Here is a 15,705-nt window from a genome sequence, read left to right as displayed (position 1 = left end):
ATGACCAACCCCGATCCCGGCACGAACCGTGACTCCGCAGAAGAGACCCTGGGCGCCCCCGTCCCCGAGTCCCGCGCCGACGGCGACACCTCGGTGCAGCGGGACCCGGACGACTGGGTGACCGGCGACGAGCCCATGACGGCCGCGCAGAAGAGTTACCTCGACACTCTCGCTCGCGAGGCCGGCGAGGAACTCCCGGCCACGCTGACCAAGGCCGAGGCCTCGGAGCACATCGACCGCCTTCAGAAGGGCAATCCGCGGACCGGGGCGTAGTGCGAACCGGCCGGGCGCCCGAGTCGGTCGGGAGCCCGGCCGGTTGATCGGCTCAGGTTGATCGGCTCAGACGGTCACTGCCGTCTGGTCCGCCTCCTTGAATTCGAGCACCGGCTCCTGGTGGTTGTGCTGGTACGGCTCCACGGCGGCGCCCTGGGCGCGGGCGGCCTTGATGTCCGCGTACTGCTCCAGCGGGGTGCGCGGATCGCCGTAGCGCTCGCGCGCCCACGACGGCGAATGCGTCCGCGGGCTGTCGGCCTTGATGCCGCGGATCGCGGGCTCGATGTACCGGACCGAGCGCGGGCTGACCCGTTCGACCATCGCCATCATCACGTCGGGGTTGTTGTGGGCGCCCTTGAAGAGCATCCGCCACAGGGCGATCGACGCGGTGTCCACGGCCCGCGACTGCTTGACGCCCAGCATCGGACGCATCCACCGCGGGTAGGTGGCGATGATGCTCGCCCGCAGGAAGGGCCGGCCCACCTTCTTTAGGATCGTGGGCAGGCGCGGTTCGATGGTCTCGAAGCCGTTGAGGATGTGGTCGACGTTCGAGATCGCCGCCTCGGACGCCGACAGCTTGTCCCGCCAGTCGTCGAAGTACTTCTGCACCTCACCGCGGGTCCGGGGCACGTCCTCCTGGCGGATGGGCTGCACCTCGGCCGCGATCGCGCACTGGCGCCAGTACTCGTTCTCCTCGTCGCGGCTGAGCCTGCCGGGCCCGAACACCTCGTACACGTACAGGATCGAGTGCCACGCCGTCATGTGGATCCACAGCTGCGAGTCCGGGTTGTTCGAGTCGTACTCGTTGCCCGTCACCTTGTTGACCCCGTAGGCGCGCGAGTGGACCTTCATGAGGATGTCCGACATCTTGATGACCGTCGGGGTGTCCGCGAACATCACGGCGGAGAAGTACTCCATCGTGCGGTCATAGCGCAGGGGCGTCCGCTGGATCACCTGACCGGTCTCGTCGACCGCGGCCGTGAGATCGGGGTCCAGGTGCTCGATCGTCACCGCGCGTGCGAAACCCTGCAGCGCGGACGCCGGGAACGTCCAGACCTTCCACGCCACCGAGCCCGGGCCGAACAGCCCCTCGTCGATGCGGTTCTTCTCGGTGGTTGCCACGTCGCCTCCTCGAACATCTTCGGCGTGAACGAGCTCACGCCGGATGCCCGAGAGTATTAGACATACGATGACCGTTTGTAAAGTGTCGGGAGGAAGTCCCAGGTAAGGGCCATTGTGACGACGGCGACGACGACGGCGACGGCGACGACGACGGCGACGGCGACGGCGACGACGACGACGGCGACGACGGTGCAGGCTTCGGCGCAAGGCCGCATCCGCTCGCCCCGGCTACCGGGGCACAGGCCCGCAGTAGCTATGCCACTCGACGAGTGGTCAAATCTGATGGATTCTGGGAAACCGCACCTGGGAGAACGTGATCAGGAGTGACCACGCGGTGGGAGGGGACCCGGTGCCGCCGAGTCTCGGCGCGGGCGGGCCGTTCGAGGATCGGGTCCAACGAAGGCGTCTCTTGAACATGAATGCAATTTGCGACTTCGCAAGCGATCACACCGTGTTCCCGACCACACCCGCGCGGACGTTCATGGGAAGCACCGGTTGACGGTCTCGGCCTCGACGGTGGTCACGGCGTGGCTGCCTGTGGGATCAAGCCGTGGCATGCCGAGTCGTTGCTGTGCGTGGACGAAAGTCCTAGATCCAGGCAATGGATTTCTCAGCCGATCGTGCCGATGCAGCCCGTTCCGATCGAGCCCCGTGGCGAGAACTCGGATCTGGTTCCGTCCACCTGGTGATGCGACCACACTGGATTGAACGAGAACTGGGTCGAACGAGAACTGGGTCGCGCGAGATCTGGGTCGAACGAGATCTGGGTCGCACGATCTGAGGAGGACTGCCATGGCCAAGTACCTGTTGCTCAAGCACTACCGGGGCGCTCCGGAGGCGCCGAACAACGTGCCGATGAACGAGTGGGCGCCCGAGGAGGTGTCCGCGCACGTGGAGTACATGAACGACTTCGCGGCGCGGCTGGAGGGAACCGGCGAGTACGTGGACTCCAACGCCCTGTCGGAGTCGGGGACGTGGGTGCGGTACGACGGTGAAGGGCGCCCCCCGCTGACCGACGGCCCGTTCCCCGAGACCAAGGACCTGATCGCCGGCTGGATGATCATCGACGTGGACAGCTACGACCGCGCCCTGGAGCTGGCCGCGGAGTTGTCCGCGGCTCCGGGCGCGGGCGGGAAGCCGATCCACGAGTGGCTCGAACTGCGGCCGTTCCTCGAGTCGCCGCCGGAGTTCGAGGGTTGAGCTCTGGTTCGGGGGCTTGACGCTGCTATGACCACACCCGACCTGCGCGAACTCACCCCGCAGGTGATCGGCGTGCTCGTCCGCCGCGGGGCCGACTTCGCCTCGGCCGAGGACGCCGTGCAGGAGGCACTGCTCGAGGCGATGCGCGCGTGGCCCGCCGACCCACCGCGCAACCCCCGCGGCTGGCTGATCGCCGTGGCGTGGCGGAAGTTCCTGGACGCCGCCCGCTCGGAGACCGCCCGTCGGCGCCGCGAGGAACTGGCGGTGGCCGAGCAGGAGACGGTCTCGTCGTCATCGGGCTCCTCCGGCGTCCCGGGCGCGGACCCGACGCCCGGGGAGGGGCGCGAGGTCGACGACACCCTGTGGCTGTACTTCCTGTGCGCCCACCCGTCGCTGCCCACCGGCTCGGCCGTCGCGTTGACCCTGCGTGCGGTGGGCGGGCTGACCACCCGGCAGATCGCGCGGGCGTTCCTGGTGCCCGAGGCCACCGTGGCGCAGCGCATCAGCCGGGCCAAACGCACCCTCGCCGGCGAGCGCCTGGACCGCCCCGGTGACGTGTCCACCGTGCTGCGGGTGCTGTACCTGGTGTTCAACGAGGGCTACACCGGCGAGGTGGACCTCGCCGTGGAGGCCCTTCGACTGACCCGGCAGTTGTCGGCCTCCATCGATCATCCCGAGGTTAGGGGTCTGCTCGCGTTGATGGTGCTGCACCACGCCCGACGGGCCGCCCGGAGGGATGACGACGACGAGCTGATCCCCCTCGCCGAACAGGACCGCCGCCGATGGGACGCACGAGCGATCGAGGAGGGCGTGGCGATCCTGCAGGCCGCGCTGAATCGCGATGAGTTGGGCGAATACCAGGCGCAGGCCGCGATCGCCGCCCTGCACGCAGACGCCCCGTCCACCGCCGAGACCGACTGGACGCAACTGGTCGAGTGGTACGACGAGCTCCTGCGGCTCCGCGAGAACCCGGTGGCGCGGCTGAACCGGGCCGTGGCGGTGGGGCACGCCGAGGGCGCGGTCGCCGGGTTGGCCGCGCTCGACGGAGTGCCCTCGTCTGTGCCCCGGCGTACCGCCGCACAGGCGTACCTGCACGAGTTGGCGGGTGATCGCGCGGACGCCGCGGAGCTGTACGAGCGCGCGGCGGCCGAGGCCACCTCCCTTCCCGAGCGCCGGTACCTGGCCCGCAAGGCCCGGGGGCTGGGCGGTTCGCAACGGACGTAGAGGCGCGGCTCGGTTCGCGGTCAGCGGCAGCCCGCCGCGCGGTCAGCGGCAGCAGTCGGGATCCAACACCACGCGCAGGGCCTGGAGTGACTCGGCCCGGGCGCGGTGGAAGACGTTCATCCCGCGCCGCTCGGAGGCGACCATCCCGGCCTTGCGCAGCTGGCCCAGGTGGTGGCTGACGGTGGACTCGGCCAGGTCCACGCCGGCGGCGAGGTCGCAGGTGCACACCTCGCCACCGTCTGCGGTGAGCAGGACCGACAGGAGCTTGATGCGCGCCGGATCGGCCAGGGCCTTGAGGCGCAGCGCGAGCTCCAGGGCGTCGGCATCGCTCATGGGTGCGGCCGACACCGGGTCGCAACAGATCGGCGCGTTCACGTCGATCACCGGGAGTGCTTTGGGCATGGTCCGATTCTAGCCCGATTCCAGCCACCCTCTTGACATATATCGAAGAGTCGGAGCACTCTGGAGGTCGCACCAATTCGATATACGTCACACAGGTGGAGGCTCCCATGTCACGCGCTCAACTCGCCCTCAACGTCGACGACCTGCAGGAGGCGGTGACGTTCTACACCAAGCTGTTCGGCGTCGAGCCGGCCAAGCTCAAGCCGGGTTACGCGAACTTCGCGATCGCCGAGCCGCCGCTCAAGCTGGTGCTGCTCGAGAACCCCGGACAGGGCGGCTCGCTCAACCACCTGGGCGTGGAGGTCGAGTCCTCGGAGAAGGTCCACGCCGAGATCGCCCGGTTGACCGAGGAGGGGCTGTTCACCGACGAGGAGATCGGCACCACCTGTTGCTTCGCCACCCAGGACAAGGTCTGGGTCACCGGCCCGGCGGGGGAGAAGTGGGAGGTCTACACCGTCCTGGCGGACTCGGAGACCTTCGGGACCAGCCCGGAGCACGCGGCCGGCCCAGAGGCCACCGCCGAGGTCGCCGCGGAGAGCTCGTGCTGCTGAACACGGTCAACCGGAACGGCCGGGTCAGGCGGGTCAGGTCACCTGCTATCCGGACGCTTGCGGTTGCGCTTGATCTCGGAACGCCGTTGTTCGCCCTCGACTCGTCGCCGACGCGAACCCCGCGTGGGACGGGTCGGCCTCCTGGTGACCGGGGGAGCCACGGCGTCGCGCAGCAGATCGGCGAGGCGCTGCCGCGCCGCCACCCGATTGCGTCGTTGTGACCGGTGTTCCTCGGCGCTGACGGTGAGCACGGTGCCGGACAACCTCGCGGCGAGGTTCTGCAGCACGCGGGCGCGTTGGGTCTCGTCCAGAGCCGACGTGGTGCTGAGGTCAAGACTGAGTTGGACCCGCGAATCCGAGGTGTTGACGTGCTGGCCGCCGGGTCCGGAGGACCGGGAGAACTGTTCGACCAATTCGCTCTCCGGCACCGTCAGGCCACGGGGCGCACCGGGTCCCGGGGTCACGCGAAGGCCGTCCACACGACCAGTGTCCCGCAGCGGCGATCGCCCGCGCCCCGGCCCGCCGAGGGGGCCACTATCCCGGAGGCGTGGGCACTGTGCCTGAGGGGTGGGCACTGTGCCGGAGGCGTGAGCACTGTGTCGGAGGCGCCGGCTCCGGCGTCAGTCGACCGGGATCTCTTCCCGCAGGCGCGGCTCCACCCGCTTCTCGGGATGGAACCCGGTCTTGTCGGCATAGAAGTGCCGGATGCGGTCCATGTCCTTCGCGATGTCGCCGCTCAGCTCGAGCGTCGGCCCCAGCCCCGTCGTCATGGTGGCACGATCGACGTATCCCAGGGTCACCGGAAGACCCGTCTCCCGGGCGATCCGGTGGAACCCGGACTTCCAGTGCTCGTGACCCCCGCGGGTGCCGTCCGGGGTGACGACCAGACCGAACATCTCGCCCGCGTGAACCTGCTCGACCATGTCCGCGACGACGCGAGCAGGATTCGCCCGATCAACGGGGACCCCGCCGAGTGCGCGCATGACGGGCCCGCGCCAGCCCGCGAACAAGCTGGCCTTCCCCAGCCACCGCACGTCGATACCCAGACGCCAGGCGATGCCGAGCATCAGGACGAAGTCCCAGTTCGAGGTGTGCGGAGCCCCGAGCAGCACTGTCGGTCGATCCGGGCCCGGCTGAGTGGACAGCTCCCATGGGCTGAAGAACCAGAAGATGCGGGATACGAGTCGTCGGAGCACGCCGTCACCTTAACGGGCTCTCGCCGCGGGAGGCAGACCCGGCGGATGGGAGTCTGCAATCTGTGGCGCTCGGGCGGATACTCCGGCAGCCTGGGGGACTTGGCGGGGCCTGGGGGCCTGGTTCTAGGGAACCTGGCTGACCACTGAGGTGGGAGCGCCCCGGTCGGCGCCCGGCGAGGACTGCCCGGGATCGCTGGACACCGCGAACAGGGTGACCCCGAGAACCGCCACCGCGGCGAGCGACGCGCTGACCCCCAACTCGAGGGTCGTCAACTGCATCCGCTGGCCCAGTACCTGGGGAGGCAGGGTGGAGCTGGTCATGGATCTCCTCTTCCGGCACGACTGATGATCCACTGCTGATGGTCCACTACTGAAAATCCACTGTTGGAAATCCACTGTGGCCGCGCATGACCATAGCCCCCGATCGGGCCCGTGGGTAGGGGGCCACCTCGTCGTCGTCGTTCCCCCGGCCCGCCCCGGGTGCGCGCCACCTCATTCTGCGTCGGCCGGTCCAGAATCTCCGGGCCCGTGCCCTCCGGTTCGAGTCGCAGCAGTGGGCGCGGGATCTTTTTCCGGATCGAGTATGAGAATCAGTTGATGGGATAATCTCACCTCACGCTGACCGGACTTCCTTGGTCGGTCCGAGCAGACTCGAGGGCCCGCCGTGCCGCATTCTCTCCTCCGGAACAGCGCCGCTGTGATCGTCGCCGCCGTCGCGATGGCAGCTGCCGGGTGCGGTTCCGGTGAGTCGCAGGACCCGGCTCCGGCCGCGTCGACGGCCACCTCGACTACCCCCTCGCCGGTCTCGTCGCCGGTCTCGTCGCCGGTGTCGACACCGCCCGCCGCGGCGGCGTCGTCTGAGGCCTCGGTCCGCGCCGTGGACATCGCCGCAGGTCAGCAGGACGGGCCCGTCGATGTGGAGGTGGATGGCGGCCCCGAGGGAGTGGGGGTGACCTTTCGCGAGATCACCCTCGAGCCCGGTGCGGGAACCGGTGAGCACTGCCACTACGGCCAGTTGATCGCGGTGGTCGAGCAGGGCGAGCTCACCCACTACGCCGACATCTACCCGGGTGGCGTCCACGTCTACCGGGCCGGTGGCTCGATCATCGAGGGCGCGGGGTACCCGCACGAGGGGATCAACGAGGGCGAGGAGAACGTGGTGCTGATGGTGACCTACGTGATCCCCGAGGGTAAGCCGCTCGCGGAGACCGACCTGGCGAACTGCGACCACTGAGGGCTCGACGGCCCCCAGTGGTCGCGCGTGGTCGCGCGGGTTCTCAACCGATGGCGCGGAGCAACTCGGTGCACGCCTTCTCGCAGCGCCGGCACGCCTGCGCGCACACCTTGCAGTGCTCGTGCATCTCGGCGTGGTCCTCGCAGTCGTCGGCGCAGACCGAGCACGCCTTGACGCACGCCTTGAGCAGCTCGGTGACCGTTCCGAGGTTGCTGCCCGTACGGCGGCTGAGCACCGTGGCGGTGGCCGCGCAGACGTCGGCGCAGTCCAGGTCGGTGCGGATGCAGTCACGGAGTTCGGCGACCGACTCCTCGGCCAGGCACGCATCCGCGCAGGCGGTGCAGGTGGTGGCGCACGCTGCGGCGGCGTCGATCGCCTCGGCCAGCAGGTCCACGTTCAGATCGGTGGTGGGGTTGGGGTGGGACGTGATCATCGCGGTGGTGGTCATGATTCCTCCGGTTTCTCGTGTCCTGGGCAGGTCGTCTCCAGGGTAGGAATCGGGGGAGGGGTGACGCCACCGGTCCGGACTGCGCCCGCTCTCTCCGGTCGGTCCGGTCGGTCGGCGAGGTCCGGTCGGTCCGGTCGGTCCCAGGCGATGAAGGCCGCCACGCCTCGGTCAGCCGAGACGGTTGGTGGACCGTGGGTCGTGGACCCGACCATTGTGTCGGGCATTGAGGACAGCGGCCGGGATCGTCCCGGAGAGTATGAGCAGAACGCCCCAGTACCCCAGCAAATCGGCCCACGCGAAGAACGAGAGCATCAGCAGCATCACTGCGACGGCTCGGTAGACGTAGATCTCTCCCGGGTGATTCCTCGGCAGTCCGAAGATCTGCGGGATCTTTTCATCGGGGTTGGCTCTACTCATCTGGTGGAACGCCACGGTGTACTGCACGGTCCCGGCGAGCCACGCGAGTGATCCCCACACAAGCTCCATATCGACAGTTCACCTGACCGCTGATGGTGGTGGCAAACACGACTCAGCACGCGACCCGCACGAGCTGGGAGGACTGCGCCCGCTGGCCACCGCGAGCCCGCGGAGCGAGAGCTCCGGCGTACGGCACCCGGCCTCAGCCGCGCCCGCTCACCCCGATCGAGGTGCCCACTCGACGAGTGGTCGCATCTGAACGATTGCGGCGAAATTCACTTGGGAGAACGCGATCGGAAGTGACCGCGCGACGGGCGGCAGGCGGTGGGTGGCGAGTCGCGAGCCGCGAGCCGCGGGCGGCAGGCGGGGAGGGGAGGGGGGCGTACCGCGAGCCGCGGGCGGCAGGCGGCGGGTGGCGTGCCGCGGGCGGTGGGGCGGCCCGATCGGCAAATGCGGCGCATACGGCACATGCGGCTGGAGCGGGCGCCCGGGGCGAGGGCTCACGTCGTCGTCGTCGGGCTCTTTGTTCTCCCATCCGTGTGGCGCCGGTCTCCGAATCAGGGGCAGACGCCGAAAGGAGAACCCCCATGAGTTCTCTCCCCCGCACCCGCAGACGCTCCATCCTGAGGCTGGCGGGCTTCGTGGTGTTGGCCACCGGCGCTGTGGTCGCCGCGGTGGCCCCCGGTCTTTCCACACTCGGGGCGCAGATGAGCAGCCTCGTGGGCTCGGCTGAACTGGCGGCCGGGTCGGCCCTGCAGGTGCAGAACGGCTGGATGCTGCCGGCCGCGTTCACGGTGACGGTGTTCGCCCTGATCGTGGGCGTGACGTGCCTGCTCACCCGGATTCCCGCGGCGCGCGCGCAGGTCGGCTCCCGGAGCACGGGCCGCCCGGCCCGGATCAGTTTCGAGCTACGGGAGCCCGAGCGGGCGCTCCGCGTGCGTATCGACCGCCTCCCCGGGGTCACGGAGTAGGTACCGGTCCGTCGTCGGGTACGCATCGGCGGGTGCATCGTCGGGTACGCATCTCCGGGGGCTCGTCGAGCCAGAATCCACGCTGACCAGCCCGTTCCTCCTCAGAACCTGCCCCGGAACCGGCCGTCCGGAAAAAAGTTCGCGATCGCGCGTGACGATCCGGCACCTCGTGACGTCTTAGTTGTGTAGGTGTTCATCGAAGGGTCGGCCCGGTGCCGGGCTTTCCCGCGAGGAGGAATCATGTCGAACGCAATTCCCAAGACCGGTCGCGAGCAGACCCGCGAGCAGCAGGCCGCCGAGTCCGCCGAGGCCGCCAAGCAGGAGACCGCCGTCGAGAAGCAGCCCGCCCGCGGCCCGCTCCAGACATCCCGCGGCGTGACCACGCTGGACGATGCCGTGGTGGCCAAGATCGCCGGCATGGCCGCGCGTGAGGTCCCCGGCGTCTACGACATGGGTAGTGCCACGCGTCGCGCCTTCTCGGCCGTGACCGACCGGATCCCCAACGCCCAGACCAACGTCACCGGCGGCATCAGCGTCGAGAAGGGCGAGACCCAGACGGCGGTCGACGTGACGGTGGTGGTGGAGTACGGCGCCTCGATCGTCGATGTGGGCAACGCCATCCGCCGCAACATCATCGAGCAGGTGGAGTCCACCACCGGCCTCGAGGTGGTCGAGGTCAACGTCAACGTCGCCGACGTGCACCTGCCCCAGGATGATGACGACGACAACGCCCGCACCAGCTCCGAGAGCAACCGCAGCGGCGAACTGCGCTGATCCGCTGACCCACCGACCACCGCTGCACCGCGGGGGCGGGTCACCCGGCCCGCCCCCGCACCCCTGAGCGAGGAGTTCTCATGAAGACCACCCATCTCACACTTCTGGTGGGGTTGTTCCTCGGCGCCGTCGCCGCGTTCGGCTCGATCGGCCAGTTCCTGGTCGTGCTGCTCTTCGGCGTGATCGGTGTGGCCGTGGGCCTCGCCATGGAGGGACGCGTCGAGATCAAGGGCCTGACCGATCGCCGGAGGCGGTGAGCCGTGACCGCCGCGCAGATTGACCGTGCCGGTCAGCGGCCCCCCGCCGATCCGAGCGCGGACGACCCGTCCACATCACCGGGACAGTCGTCGGTGCCGGCCGAGCATCGGGGAGTCACCACCATCCCCGCCTCCGTGGTGGGTCGCATCGCGGCGCAGGTCGCCTCCGAGTACACCCACGTCGGTGGGGCGGCCGGGGGCCTGCTGGGAGTGGGCGCCCGCCGCGATTTCGACTCGCGACCGTCGGCCACGTGTGACCTCTACGGAACGGTCGCCGTGCTCAGGCTCGACGTGGGCGTCGCCTTTCCCGTGGACCTCCGAGCGACGTGCCTGGGCCTGCGCCGACACGTCCGCGACCGCGTGCAGGACCTGACCGGCCTGCAGGTGGGCCGGTTGGACATCGAGATCTCGTGGCTCAACCCCGGGACCGCGACGAGAGGAGCACTGCGATGAGTGCCCGGACACGGGGCAGCGGCCTGATCAGGCGACCGCCGCGCGCCATCCCGGCGGGTCTGCTCGCCGTGGCGCTCCTGGCCCTGGGAGGACTGGGGATCTGGCTGCTGGGCAGCTACCTGATCAACGACACGTGGCCCTCCGCGGCCTCCTCGACGGTGGCCTCGGTCGCCGGCACCGGCCTCGACTCGACCGCGATGCGCGTCACGGCGGTCGTGCTGGCGTTGGTCGGGCTCGTCCTCCTGCTGGCCGCGTTCGTCCCGGGACGCCCGTCCCGCGTCCGGATACTAGAGGACGACATCCCCGGCGAGACCGCCATCTCCCAGCGCGACCTGGCCCGCCGCATCCAGCGGCGCACAGAGAACGTGGACGGCGTGCACAGCACCCGGGTGTCCGTTCGCCCGCGCCGGATCGACGTGGCCGTAGAGACCGTGGTGGACGACACCGCCCCGGTGACCCGCGGCGCGACCGCCGCCGTGGACCACGCGCTGTCCGAACTACGTCCGGCAGGCCCGTCACGCCCCCGCGTGCGCACCCACCGCAGAAGCTGAAGGGACGACACACTCATGCGTAGCCTCTCCGGAACCCGCAACCGCATCGCGTTGACGGTGGCGGGACTGCTGACCCTGATCGCCGCGGCGTGGCTGCTCGCGGTGGCGTTCGGCCTGGTGCCCCCGGGCTCACCCCTCGCCGGCCTGGTGGTGCCCGCCGACTCGACGGTCTCCGCGCTGGTGCAGGAGCACCGCGGGTGGGCGTTGCCGGTCGCCACCGTCGCATCGGTCCTCGCCGTTCTCGCCGGCCTGGGCCTGCTGCTCGCGCAGATCCCCACCGCCCCCGCGCACACGACCCTGCGTCTGCCCGGCGACGACGGGACCGTGCTGGCCACCCTGGAGCCGCAGGTCCTCGAGCGTGCGCTCGTCGAGCGGGTGGAGGGCGTGCCCGGGGTCGAGGAGGCGTCCGTGCGGGTGTCGGGCTCCACGACCTCGCTTCGGATCCTGGCCGAGGTGACGGTGGCCGAGGACGCGCAGGTCGAGTGGGCCGTCGAGGAGGCCCGCAGGGTCCTCGCCGCGGACCCGGAGACGGCACTGGGCACCGCCCCCCGCTCTGTGGACCTGCTCGTCCGGCTGCACACCCCGCGGTCGTCCGGCCGATCCGACCGCGTCGCCGTGCGGCAGGAGAACAGAGGCGGGGACCTGGTCTCCGAGGCCGTATGACGCCCCCGCCCTCCCGACCCGTGGAGTACGACGACCGCACCCTGGTGCTGCGCGCCCAGGACGGCGACCCGGACGCCTTCGACCTGCTCATCGACCGGCACCAGGGCCGGCTGTTCCGCATCGCCTATCTGGTACTGGGGGACCGACAGGACAGCGAGGACGTGGTCCAGGAGACCCTGCTGACCGCGTGGAAGCGGCTGCACCTCCTGGACGACCCGGAGGCCGTGCGCAGCTGGCTGTCCCAGATCTGTTCGCGCCGGGCCACCGACATCGCACGACGCCGGGCCCGCCGCTCCACCGATGCCAGGCCGCCCGAGGACCTGCACGTCCACCGCGACGACGGGCCCCGGGCCGACCCCGCCCGCACCACCGAGGTCAACGCGCAGATGCGCGCACTGGCACTGGTGCTGGCGACAATGGAACCCGACCTGCGGTCCTGCTGGACGCTCCGGGAGATCGACGGCATGTCCTACCGGGAGGTCGCGGCCGCGCTCGACGTCACCGAGTCCACCGCGCGAGGCCGCCTCGCACGTGCCCGCACCCACGTGATCGAATACATGAAGGAATGGCGGTGAACACCATGGAGGGATCCTCCGGATCCGGTGGACCCCACGACGCCGAGGCCACCAGGCACTACCTCGACCAGATCAGTGCCCTGCACCGCGACTGGGACGAGCTCGAGAACCGCGGCGACGACTCGGTGCAACTGTCCCGGCGCGCGAGGTCCGCACTGGCCGAGGCCGTCCGGGCCGATGCCCGCCACGGCGCCCGGGTACAGATGCCCCCCACCGAGGTGGGCCCGTACACCGTGACCGAACTCGCCCTGCGCTCGCTGATCCGCGACACCGTCGACGGGGTCGCGGGGGTGGTGAGCCTACGGACCACCGTCGACCACGCACCGGGCCAGGGGTGGGGCACCCGCGGACTGCCCACCCGCGTCACCTGCCGGCTCTCGGTGGCGGCCACGGTCCCGCGCCTGCCCGCCCTGCCCGCCGTGGCCGACGAGGTCCGCGACGCCGTGCGCGCCGCGTGCGCCCGTGAACTCGACCTGCCCGACCTGGTGGTCGACATCCACATCGAGGATCTCCATGAGAACTGAGCCGACAGCAGCAGAGCTGATCGACCTGGTGGCGGCGGTCCCCGGCGTCAGCGGTATCGAACCCGGCATCGGCACCTCACTCCGGGCGCTCGACGCGCGGATCCGCCGCTCCGGATCACAGACCTCGCACTTCGGTCTGCACGTGGACCGCGCCGAGGGCAGCGTCTCGGTGGAGGTGTGCCTGGACCGCTCCCGACCGGTCCGCGACACCGTGCGGGACATCCAACTGGTTCTGCGTAGCGCGCTCGCCGGCACGGTGCCGGACGGGACCGAACTGCAGGTGCGTGTGCAGTCGCTCGATCCGGGGTGAGCGCGGGGCGCGGTGCGGGCGCTCGCGCTATCCCGGGACCGCGGCGACGGCGAGACATGCCAGAGTCGCGGTGCTGGTGACCGTGCGGGCGAGGTTCCAGCGGTTCCACCGCGTCTCGAACCGCCGGCGAGCGGCACGGCGCTGCGCTCCGGTGGCGACCGGGGCCTGATCGAGTCCGCGGTTCAGTGGCACGTTCGCAACGGTGGTGATGACCAGCGTGAGTACCGAGCACGTCGCTCCCGACCACAGCCACCACGATGGCGAGGACCTCTGCAGCCACACGCCCAGTACCGCGGCGGTGAGTGCGCTCAGAGGTGCGGCAGAGAAGACGGCGAGGAACGCGCCGTTGACTATCGCGGTGTTGATCGCCCGGAAGGTGGTGACGTAGGTTTCGTCGTCGACCCGTCGCAGCGCCGGGGTGATAGCGCAGGTGAAGACGAAGAACACTCCGGCGATCAGCCCACCGGTGACCATCGCCACCACGAGCACGGCATCGAGCACGTTCACGACCATGACCCGCGCCGCGACCGGGCGGCCACGAGCAGGTCGATGGTGGTCTCGACCGGGGTGTGTACCCGCACGCTCCGGTCACCGCGCGGCGCCAGGAGACCCTGTTCATCGGCCCGGTAGAGCTCTGCCAGGGCCTCGGCGATGTGTGGCCTGAAGCCCGCGTCGGTCAGCGCGCCCTGCCAGGCGTCCCGGGGAAGGGGCGCGACGTGCAGTTCTCTGCCGAGGGCCACGCCGAGAGCTGCCGCGACCTCCTGCTCGGAGTAGGCGGGCCCGATGACGTCGACCGCCTCGCCGGGGTCCGGTGGAGCCAGGAGAGCCTCGGCTGCCACCGCCCCCAGGTCCGCGGTGGCGACCATCGGGTGCGCGACGTCGGCGGTGGCCGCGAACACCGGGTAGACGCCGCTGTCTCGCGCCACGTCCAGTACATCGGCGACCTTTTCCTGGAAGTGGCCCGAGCGCAGCGCGGTCATCGTCGTGCCGGTGGCGAGCAGCGCCTCCTCGAGCCGGTGCAGGCCCGCGATGGGGCCGGTGCCCGCGGCGAGGTCGGCGCCACCCGAGGAGAGCACGACCACGTGCGGAACCCTCGCGTCCACGACCGCGCCGGCGATCGAGGCGATCAGCCGATCTGCGTGCGCCTCGAGGTCGTCGACGGTCAGATCGAACGGCAGCAGGACGAAGAACCCCGCGCACCCCTTCAGTGCCCCGGCCACTCCCGTCCGGTCGTCGAGAGCGATCACGTTCGCCTGCGCGCCTCGCGCCTCCCACACGTCGGCGTCCGTTCGGCGGCGAACCAGCACACGCACCTCGGCGCCCGCGGCGAGCAGGCTCCTCGCGACGGCAGACCCCACCCGTCCTGTTGCTCCTGCGATCACATACATCCCGAGTCCTCCCTGGCCTCTCACGGCGTCTCCGTGAGCACGACGCTACGGGCGGGGATCGGGCAGAACCATGCCTGTTGCGCCGAGGTTCTTGCTCATTCGTCCGTATCGTCCGGACGATCTCGACCGCGCCGTGGCAGGATCGCGGCATGCAGACCGCCGCCCCCGCCCCCGCCGCCGCCACCGCCGCCGCCACTGCCATCTCCACCGGCGTCGCCGTCACCGAGGGCCCGGACCGGCTGGCCCGCGTCCTGCACTCGCTCCGGATGCGCAGCACGTTCTACTGCCACGCCGAACTGGGCGAGCCGTGGGCCCTGGAGATGCCCGCGATCCCCGACTCGATCAGCTTCCACGTGCTCACCGCCGGATCGTGCTGGCTCCGCCTCCCCGGTGAGAACCCGATCGAGTTGCGGGCGGGGGACCTCGCCCTGGTCCCGCACGGCCGCGGGCACCATCTGCTCAGCGCCGCCGATGCCGACCCCGGTCCCCGGGTCGATCTGCTCCCGCAGCAATACCTGACCGAGCACTATTCGGTGCTCACCTACGGCGGGGGCGGTCGCGCCTCGCAGCTGATCTGCGGGGTCGTGGCGTTCGACGATCCGGCCGCCCGGGAACTGGTGCGGACTCTGCCGTCGGTCCTGACCGTCGGGGGCGATACCGTCTCGGCAGCATCGTCGACCAGGGACACACTGCGTCTGATGGCGGGCGAGCTCGCCCACCCGCAACCAGGCGGGGAAGCGGTGGCCACCCGGTTGGCCGACATCCTGGTAGTCCAGGCGATTCGCGCCTGGATCGCGGGCGACCCGGGCAGCGGTTCCGGGTGGATCCGGGCGCTCCGGGACGAGCGGATCGGTCGTGTGATCGAGGCGATCCACGCAGATCCCGGACACGAGTGGACTCTCGACCGCCTGGCGCGGCGGGCCGGCATGTCACGGTCCTCGTTCAGCTCCCACTTCAGCGAGCTGGTCGGGGAGGCCCCCGTCGCCTACCTCACGCGCTGGCGAATGACCCTGGCTCACACCAGGCTCCGCGACGAGGACGTCACCGCGGCCCGCCTCGCTGCCGACCTCGGCTACCGATCCGAAGCCGCGTTCAACCGTGCGTTCACCCGGGTCATCGGCAGCACCCCAGGGTCGATCCGGAGGCGACAGCGCCGAGAGCGGTAGTGGGGC

The 15,705-nt window shown here is 70.3% G+C and carries 25 protein-coding genes; 15 read left to right on the top strand and 10 right to left on the bottom strand.

The annotated features are described in order from the left end of the window. Nucleotides 1-273, top strand: a complete 273-nt coding sequence (locus NJE57_RS16795; RefSeq protein WP_319029673.1) for a DUF3072 domain-containing protein — start codon at nucleotides 1-3, stop codon at nucleotides 271-273. A 66-nt stretch (nucleotides 274-339) separates the two neighbouring features. On the opposite strand, the gene NJE57_RS16790 is transcribed toward NJE57_RS16795, so the two are convergent. Together NJE57_RS16790 and NJE57_RS16785 are read right to left on the bottom strand one after the other, a co-directional pair. Next, nucleotides 340-1,395 carry an oxygenase MpaB family protein gene (locus NJE57_RS16790; RefSeq protein WP_319029672.1) on the bottom strand — a complete coding sequence of 352 codons (1,056 nt, stop codon included), beginning with the start codon at nucleotides 1,393-1,395 and terminating at the stop codon, nucleotides 340-342. Nucleotides 1,396-1,451: 56 nt separating this feature from the next. Continuing rightward, nucleotides 1,452-1,610 carry a hypothetical protein gene (locus NJE57_RS16785; RefSeq protein ID WP_319029671.1) on the bottom strand — a complete coding sequence of 53 codons (159 nt, stop codon included), beginning with the start codon at nucleotides 1,608-1,610 and terminating at the stop codon, nucleotides 1,452-1,454. Between the two features lie 577 nt (nucleotides 1,611-2,187). Between NJE57_RS16785 and NJE57_RS16780 the strand changes: the two genes are divergently transcribed. Together NJE57_RS16780 and NJE57_RS16775 are read left to right on the top strand one after the other, a co-directional pair. Continuing rightward, nucleotides 2,188-2,595 (top strand): YciI family protein, encoded by a 408-nt coding sequence (locus NJE57_RS16780; protein WP_319029670.1) that lies wholly within the window; start codon nucleotides 2,188-2,190, stop codon nucleotides 2,593-2,595. 27 nt (nucleotides 2,596-2,622) lie between these two features. Beyond that, nucleotides 2,623-3,819, top strand: a complete 1,197-nt coding sequence (locus NJE57_RS16775; protein WP_319029669.1) for an RNA polymerase sigma factor — start codon at nucleotides 2,623-2,625, stop codon at nucleotides 3,817-3,819. Nucleotides 3,820-3,861: 42 nt separating this feature from the next. Here NJE57_RS16775 and NJE57_RS16770 read toward each other — a convergent pair whose 3' ends face one another. Further along, a complete protein-coding gene (locus NJE57_RS16770; protein WP_319029668.1) occupies nucleotides 3,862-4,221 on the bottom strand; it encodes an Rv2640c family ArsR-like transcriptional regulator in 360 nt (119 codons plus the stop codon). A gap of 107 nt (nucleotides 4,222-4,328) precedes the next feature. Between NJE57_RS16770 and NJE57_RS16765 the strand changes: the two genes are divergently transcribed. Beyond that, nucleotides 4,329-4,772 (top strand): ArsI/CadI family heavy metal resistance metalloenzyme, encoded by a 444-nt coding sequence (locus NJE57_RS16765; RefSeq protein ID WP_319029667.1) that lies wholly within the window; start codon nucleotides 4,329-4,331, stop codon nucleotides 4,770-4,772. A 38-nt stretch (nucleotides 4,773-4,810) separates the two neighbouring features. On the opposite strand, the gene arfB is transcribed toward NJE57_RS16765, so the two are convergent. From arfB to NJE57_RS16750, 3 genes are all read right to left on the bottom strand, one after another. After that, nucleotides 4,811-5,251 (bottom strand): alternative ribosome rescue aminoacyl-tRNA hydrolase ArfB, encoded by a 441-nt coding sequence (arfB, locus tag NJE57_RS16760; protein ID WP_319029666.1) that lies wholly within the window; start codon nucleotides 5,249-5,251, stop codon nucleotides 4,811-4,813. A 141-nt stretch (nucleotides 5,252-5,392) separates the two neighbouring features. Next, nucleotides 5,393-5,968, bottom strand: coding sequence for a 1-acyl-sn-glycerol-3-phosphate acyltransferase (locus tag NJE57_RS16755; protein ID WP_319029665.1), 576 nt, complete (start codon nucleotides 5,966-5,968; stop codon nucleotides 5,393-5,395). Nucleotides 5,969-6,091: 123 nt separating this feature from the next. Further along, a complete protein-coding gene (locus NJE57_RS16750) occupies nucleotides 6,092-6,289 on the bottom strand; it encodes a hypothetical protein (RefSeq protein WP_319029664.1) in 198 nt (65 codons plus the stop codon). A gap of 343 nt (nucleotides 6,290-6,632) precedes the next feature. Between NJE57_RS16750 and NJE57_RS16745 the strand changes: the two genes are divergently transcribed. Then, on the top strand, nucleotides 6,633-7,202 hold the full coding sequence (locus tag NJE57_RS16745) for a cupin domain-containing protein (RefSeq protein ID WP_319029663.1): 570 nt from the start codon (nucleotides 6,633-6,635) through the stop codon (nucleotides 7,200-7,202). 43 nt (nucleotides 7,203-7,245) lie between these two features. On the opposite strand, the gene NJE57_RS16740 is transcribed toward NJE57_RS16745, so the two are convergent. Both NJE57_RS16740 and NJE57_RS16735 read right to left on the bottom strand, forming a co-directional pair. Beyond that, nucleotides 7,246-7,650 carry a four-helix bundle copper-binding protein gene (locus tag NJE57_RS16740; protein WP_319029662.1) on the bottom strand — a complete coding sequence of 135 codons (405 nt, stop codon included), beginning with the start codon at nucleotides 7,648-7,650 and terminating at the stop codon, nucleotides 7,246-7,248. Between the two features lie 168 nt (nucleotides 7,651-7,818). After that, nucleotides 7,819-8,136: a hypothetical protein gene (locus NJE57_RS16735; protein ID WP_319029661.1), complete on the bottom strand. Its 318-nt coding sequence runs from the start codon at nucleotides 8,134-8,136 to the stop codon at nucleotides 7,819-7,821. Between the two features lie 518 nt (nucleotides 8,137-8,654). Between NJE57_RS16735 and NJE57_RS16730 the strand changes: the two genes are divergently transcribed. The 9 genes from NJE57_RS16730 (at nucleotide 8,655) to NJE57_RS16690 (ending at nucleotide 13,145) form a co-directional block, all read left to right on the top strand. Further along, nucleotides 8,655-9,038, top strand: coding sequence for a hypothetical protein (locus tag NJE57_RS16730; protein WP_319029660.1), 384 nt, complete (start codon nucleotides 8,655-8,657; stop codon nucleotides 9,036-9,038). 240 nt (nucleotides 9,039-9,278) lie between these two features. Next, on the top strand, nucleotides 9,279-9,812 hold the full coding sequence (locus NJE57_RS16725) for an Asp23/Gls24 family envelope stress response protein (protein WP_319029659.1): 534 nt from the start codon (nucleotides 9,279-9,281) through the stop codon (nucleotides 9,810-9,812). 80 nt (nucleotides 9,813-9,892) lie between these two features. Next, nucleotides 9,893-10,069 carry a hypothetical protein gene (locus tag NJE57_RS16720; protein ID WP_319029658.1) on the top strand — a complete coding sequence of 59 codons (177 nt, stop codon included), beginning with the start codon at nucleotides 9,893-9,895 and terminating at the stop codon, nucleotides 10,067-10,069. Between the two features lie 3 nt (nucleotides 10,070-10,072). Continuing rightward, entirely contained in the window at nucleotides 10,073-10,522 is a 450-nt protein-coding gene (locus NJE57_RS16715; RefSeq protein WP_319029657.1) for an Asp23/Gls24 family envelope stress response protein, read from the top strand. Next, nucleotides 10,519-11,073: a DUF6286 domain-containing protein gene (locus tag NJE57_RS16710; RefSeq protein WP_319029656.1), complete on the top strand. Its 555-nt coding sequence runs from the start codon at nucleotides 10,519-10,521 to the stop codon at nucleotides 11,071-11,073. The genes NJE57_RS16715 and NJE57_RS16710 overlap by 4 nt, the downstream gene beginning before the upstream one ends. Nucleotides 11,074-11,088: 15 nt before the next feature. After that, entirely contained in the window at nucleotides 11,089-11,736 is a 648-nt protein-coding gene (locus NJE57_RS16705) for a hypothetical protein (RefSeq protein ID WP_319029655.1), read from the top strand. Beyond that, nucleotides 11,733-12,311: an RNA polymerase sigma factor gene (locus NJE57_RS16700; RefSeq protein ID WP_319029654.1), complete on the top strand. Its 579-nt coding sequence runs from the start codon at nucleotides 11,733-11,735 to the stop codon at nucleotides 12,309-12,311. Before NJE57_RS16705 ends, NJE57_RS16700 begins: the two co-directional genes overlap by 4 nt. Continuing rightward, nucleotides 12,302-12,835 carry a hypothetical protein gene (locus tag NJE57_RS16695; RefSeq protein WP_319029653.1) on the top strand — a complete coding sequence of 178 codons (534 nt, stop codon included), beginning with the start codon at nucleotides 12,302-12,304 and terminating at the stop codon, nucleotides 12,833-12,835. The genes NJE57_RS16700 and NJE57_RS16695 overlap by 10 nt, the downstream gene beginning before the upstream one ends. After that, nucleotides 12,825-13,145 (top strand): transcriptional regulator, encoded by a 321-nt coding sequence (locus NJE57_RS16690; protein WP_319029652.1) that lies wholly within the window; start codon nucleotides 12,825-12,827, stop codon nucleotides 13,143-13,145. The genes NJE57_RS16695 and NJE57_RS16690 overlap by 11 nt, the downstream gene beginning before the upstream one ends. 27 nt (nucleotides 13,146-13,172) lie before the next feature. On the opposite strand, the gene NJE57_RS16685 is transcribed toward NJE57_RS16690, so the two are convergent. Further along, nucleotides 13,173-13,652, bottom strand: a complete 480-nt coding sequence (locus tag NJE57_RS16685) for a DUF1772 domain-containing protein (protein ID WP_319029651.1) — start codon at nucleotides 13,650-13,652, stop codon at nucleotides 13,173-13,175. Continuing rightward, nucleotides 13,649-14,533, bottom strand: coding sequence for an NmrA family NAD(P)-binding protein (locus tag NJE57_RS16680; RefSeq protein ID WP_319029650.1), 885 nt, complete (start codon nucleotides 14,531-14,533; stop codon nucleotides 13,649-13,651). The genes NJE57_RS16685 and NJE57_RS16680 overlap by 4 nt, the downstream gene beginning before the upstream one ends. 149 nt (nucleotides 14,534-14,682) lie before the next feature. On the opposite strand from NJE57_RS16680, the gene NJE57_RS16675 reads away from it, so the two are divergent. Beyond that, entirely contained in the window at nucleotides 14,683-15,699 is a 1,017-nt protein-coding gene (locus NJE57_RS16675) for an AraC family transcriptional regulator (RefSeq protein ID WP_319029649.1), read from the top strand. Nucleotides 15,700-15,705 lie beyond the last annotated feature (6 nt).

The organism is Dietzia sp. PP-33 (assembly GCF_033790845.1).
GTDB lineage: Bacteria > Actinomycetota > Actinomycetes > Mycobacteriales > Mycobacteriaceae > Dietzia.
This window is presented reverse-complemented; position numbering and strand designations above follow the sequence as displayed.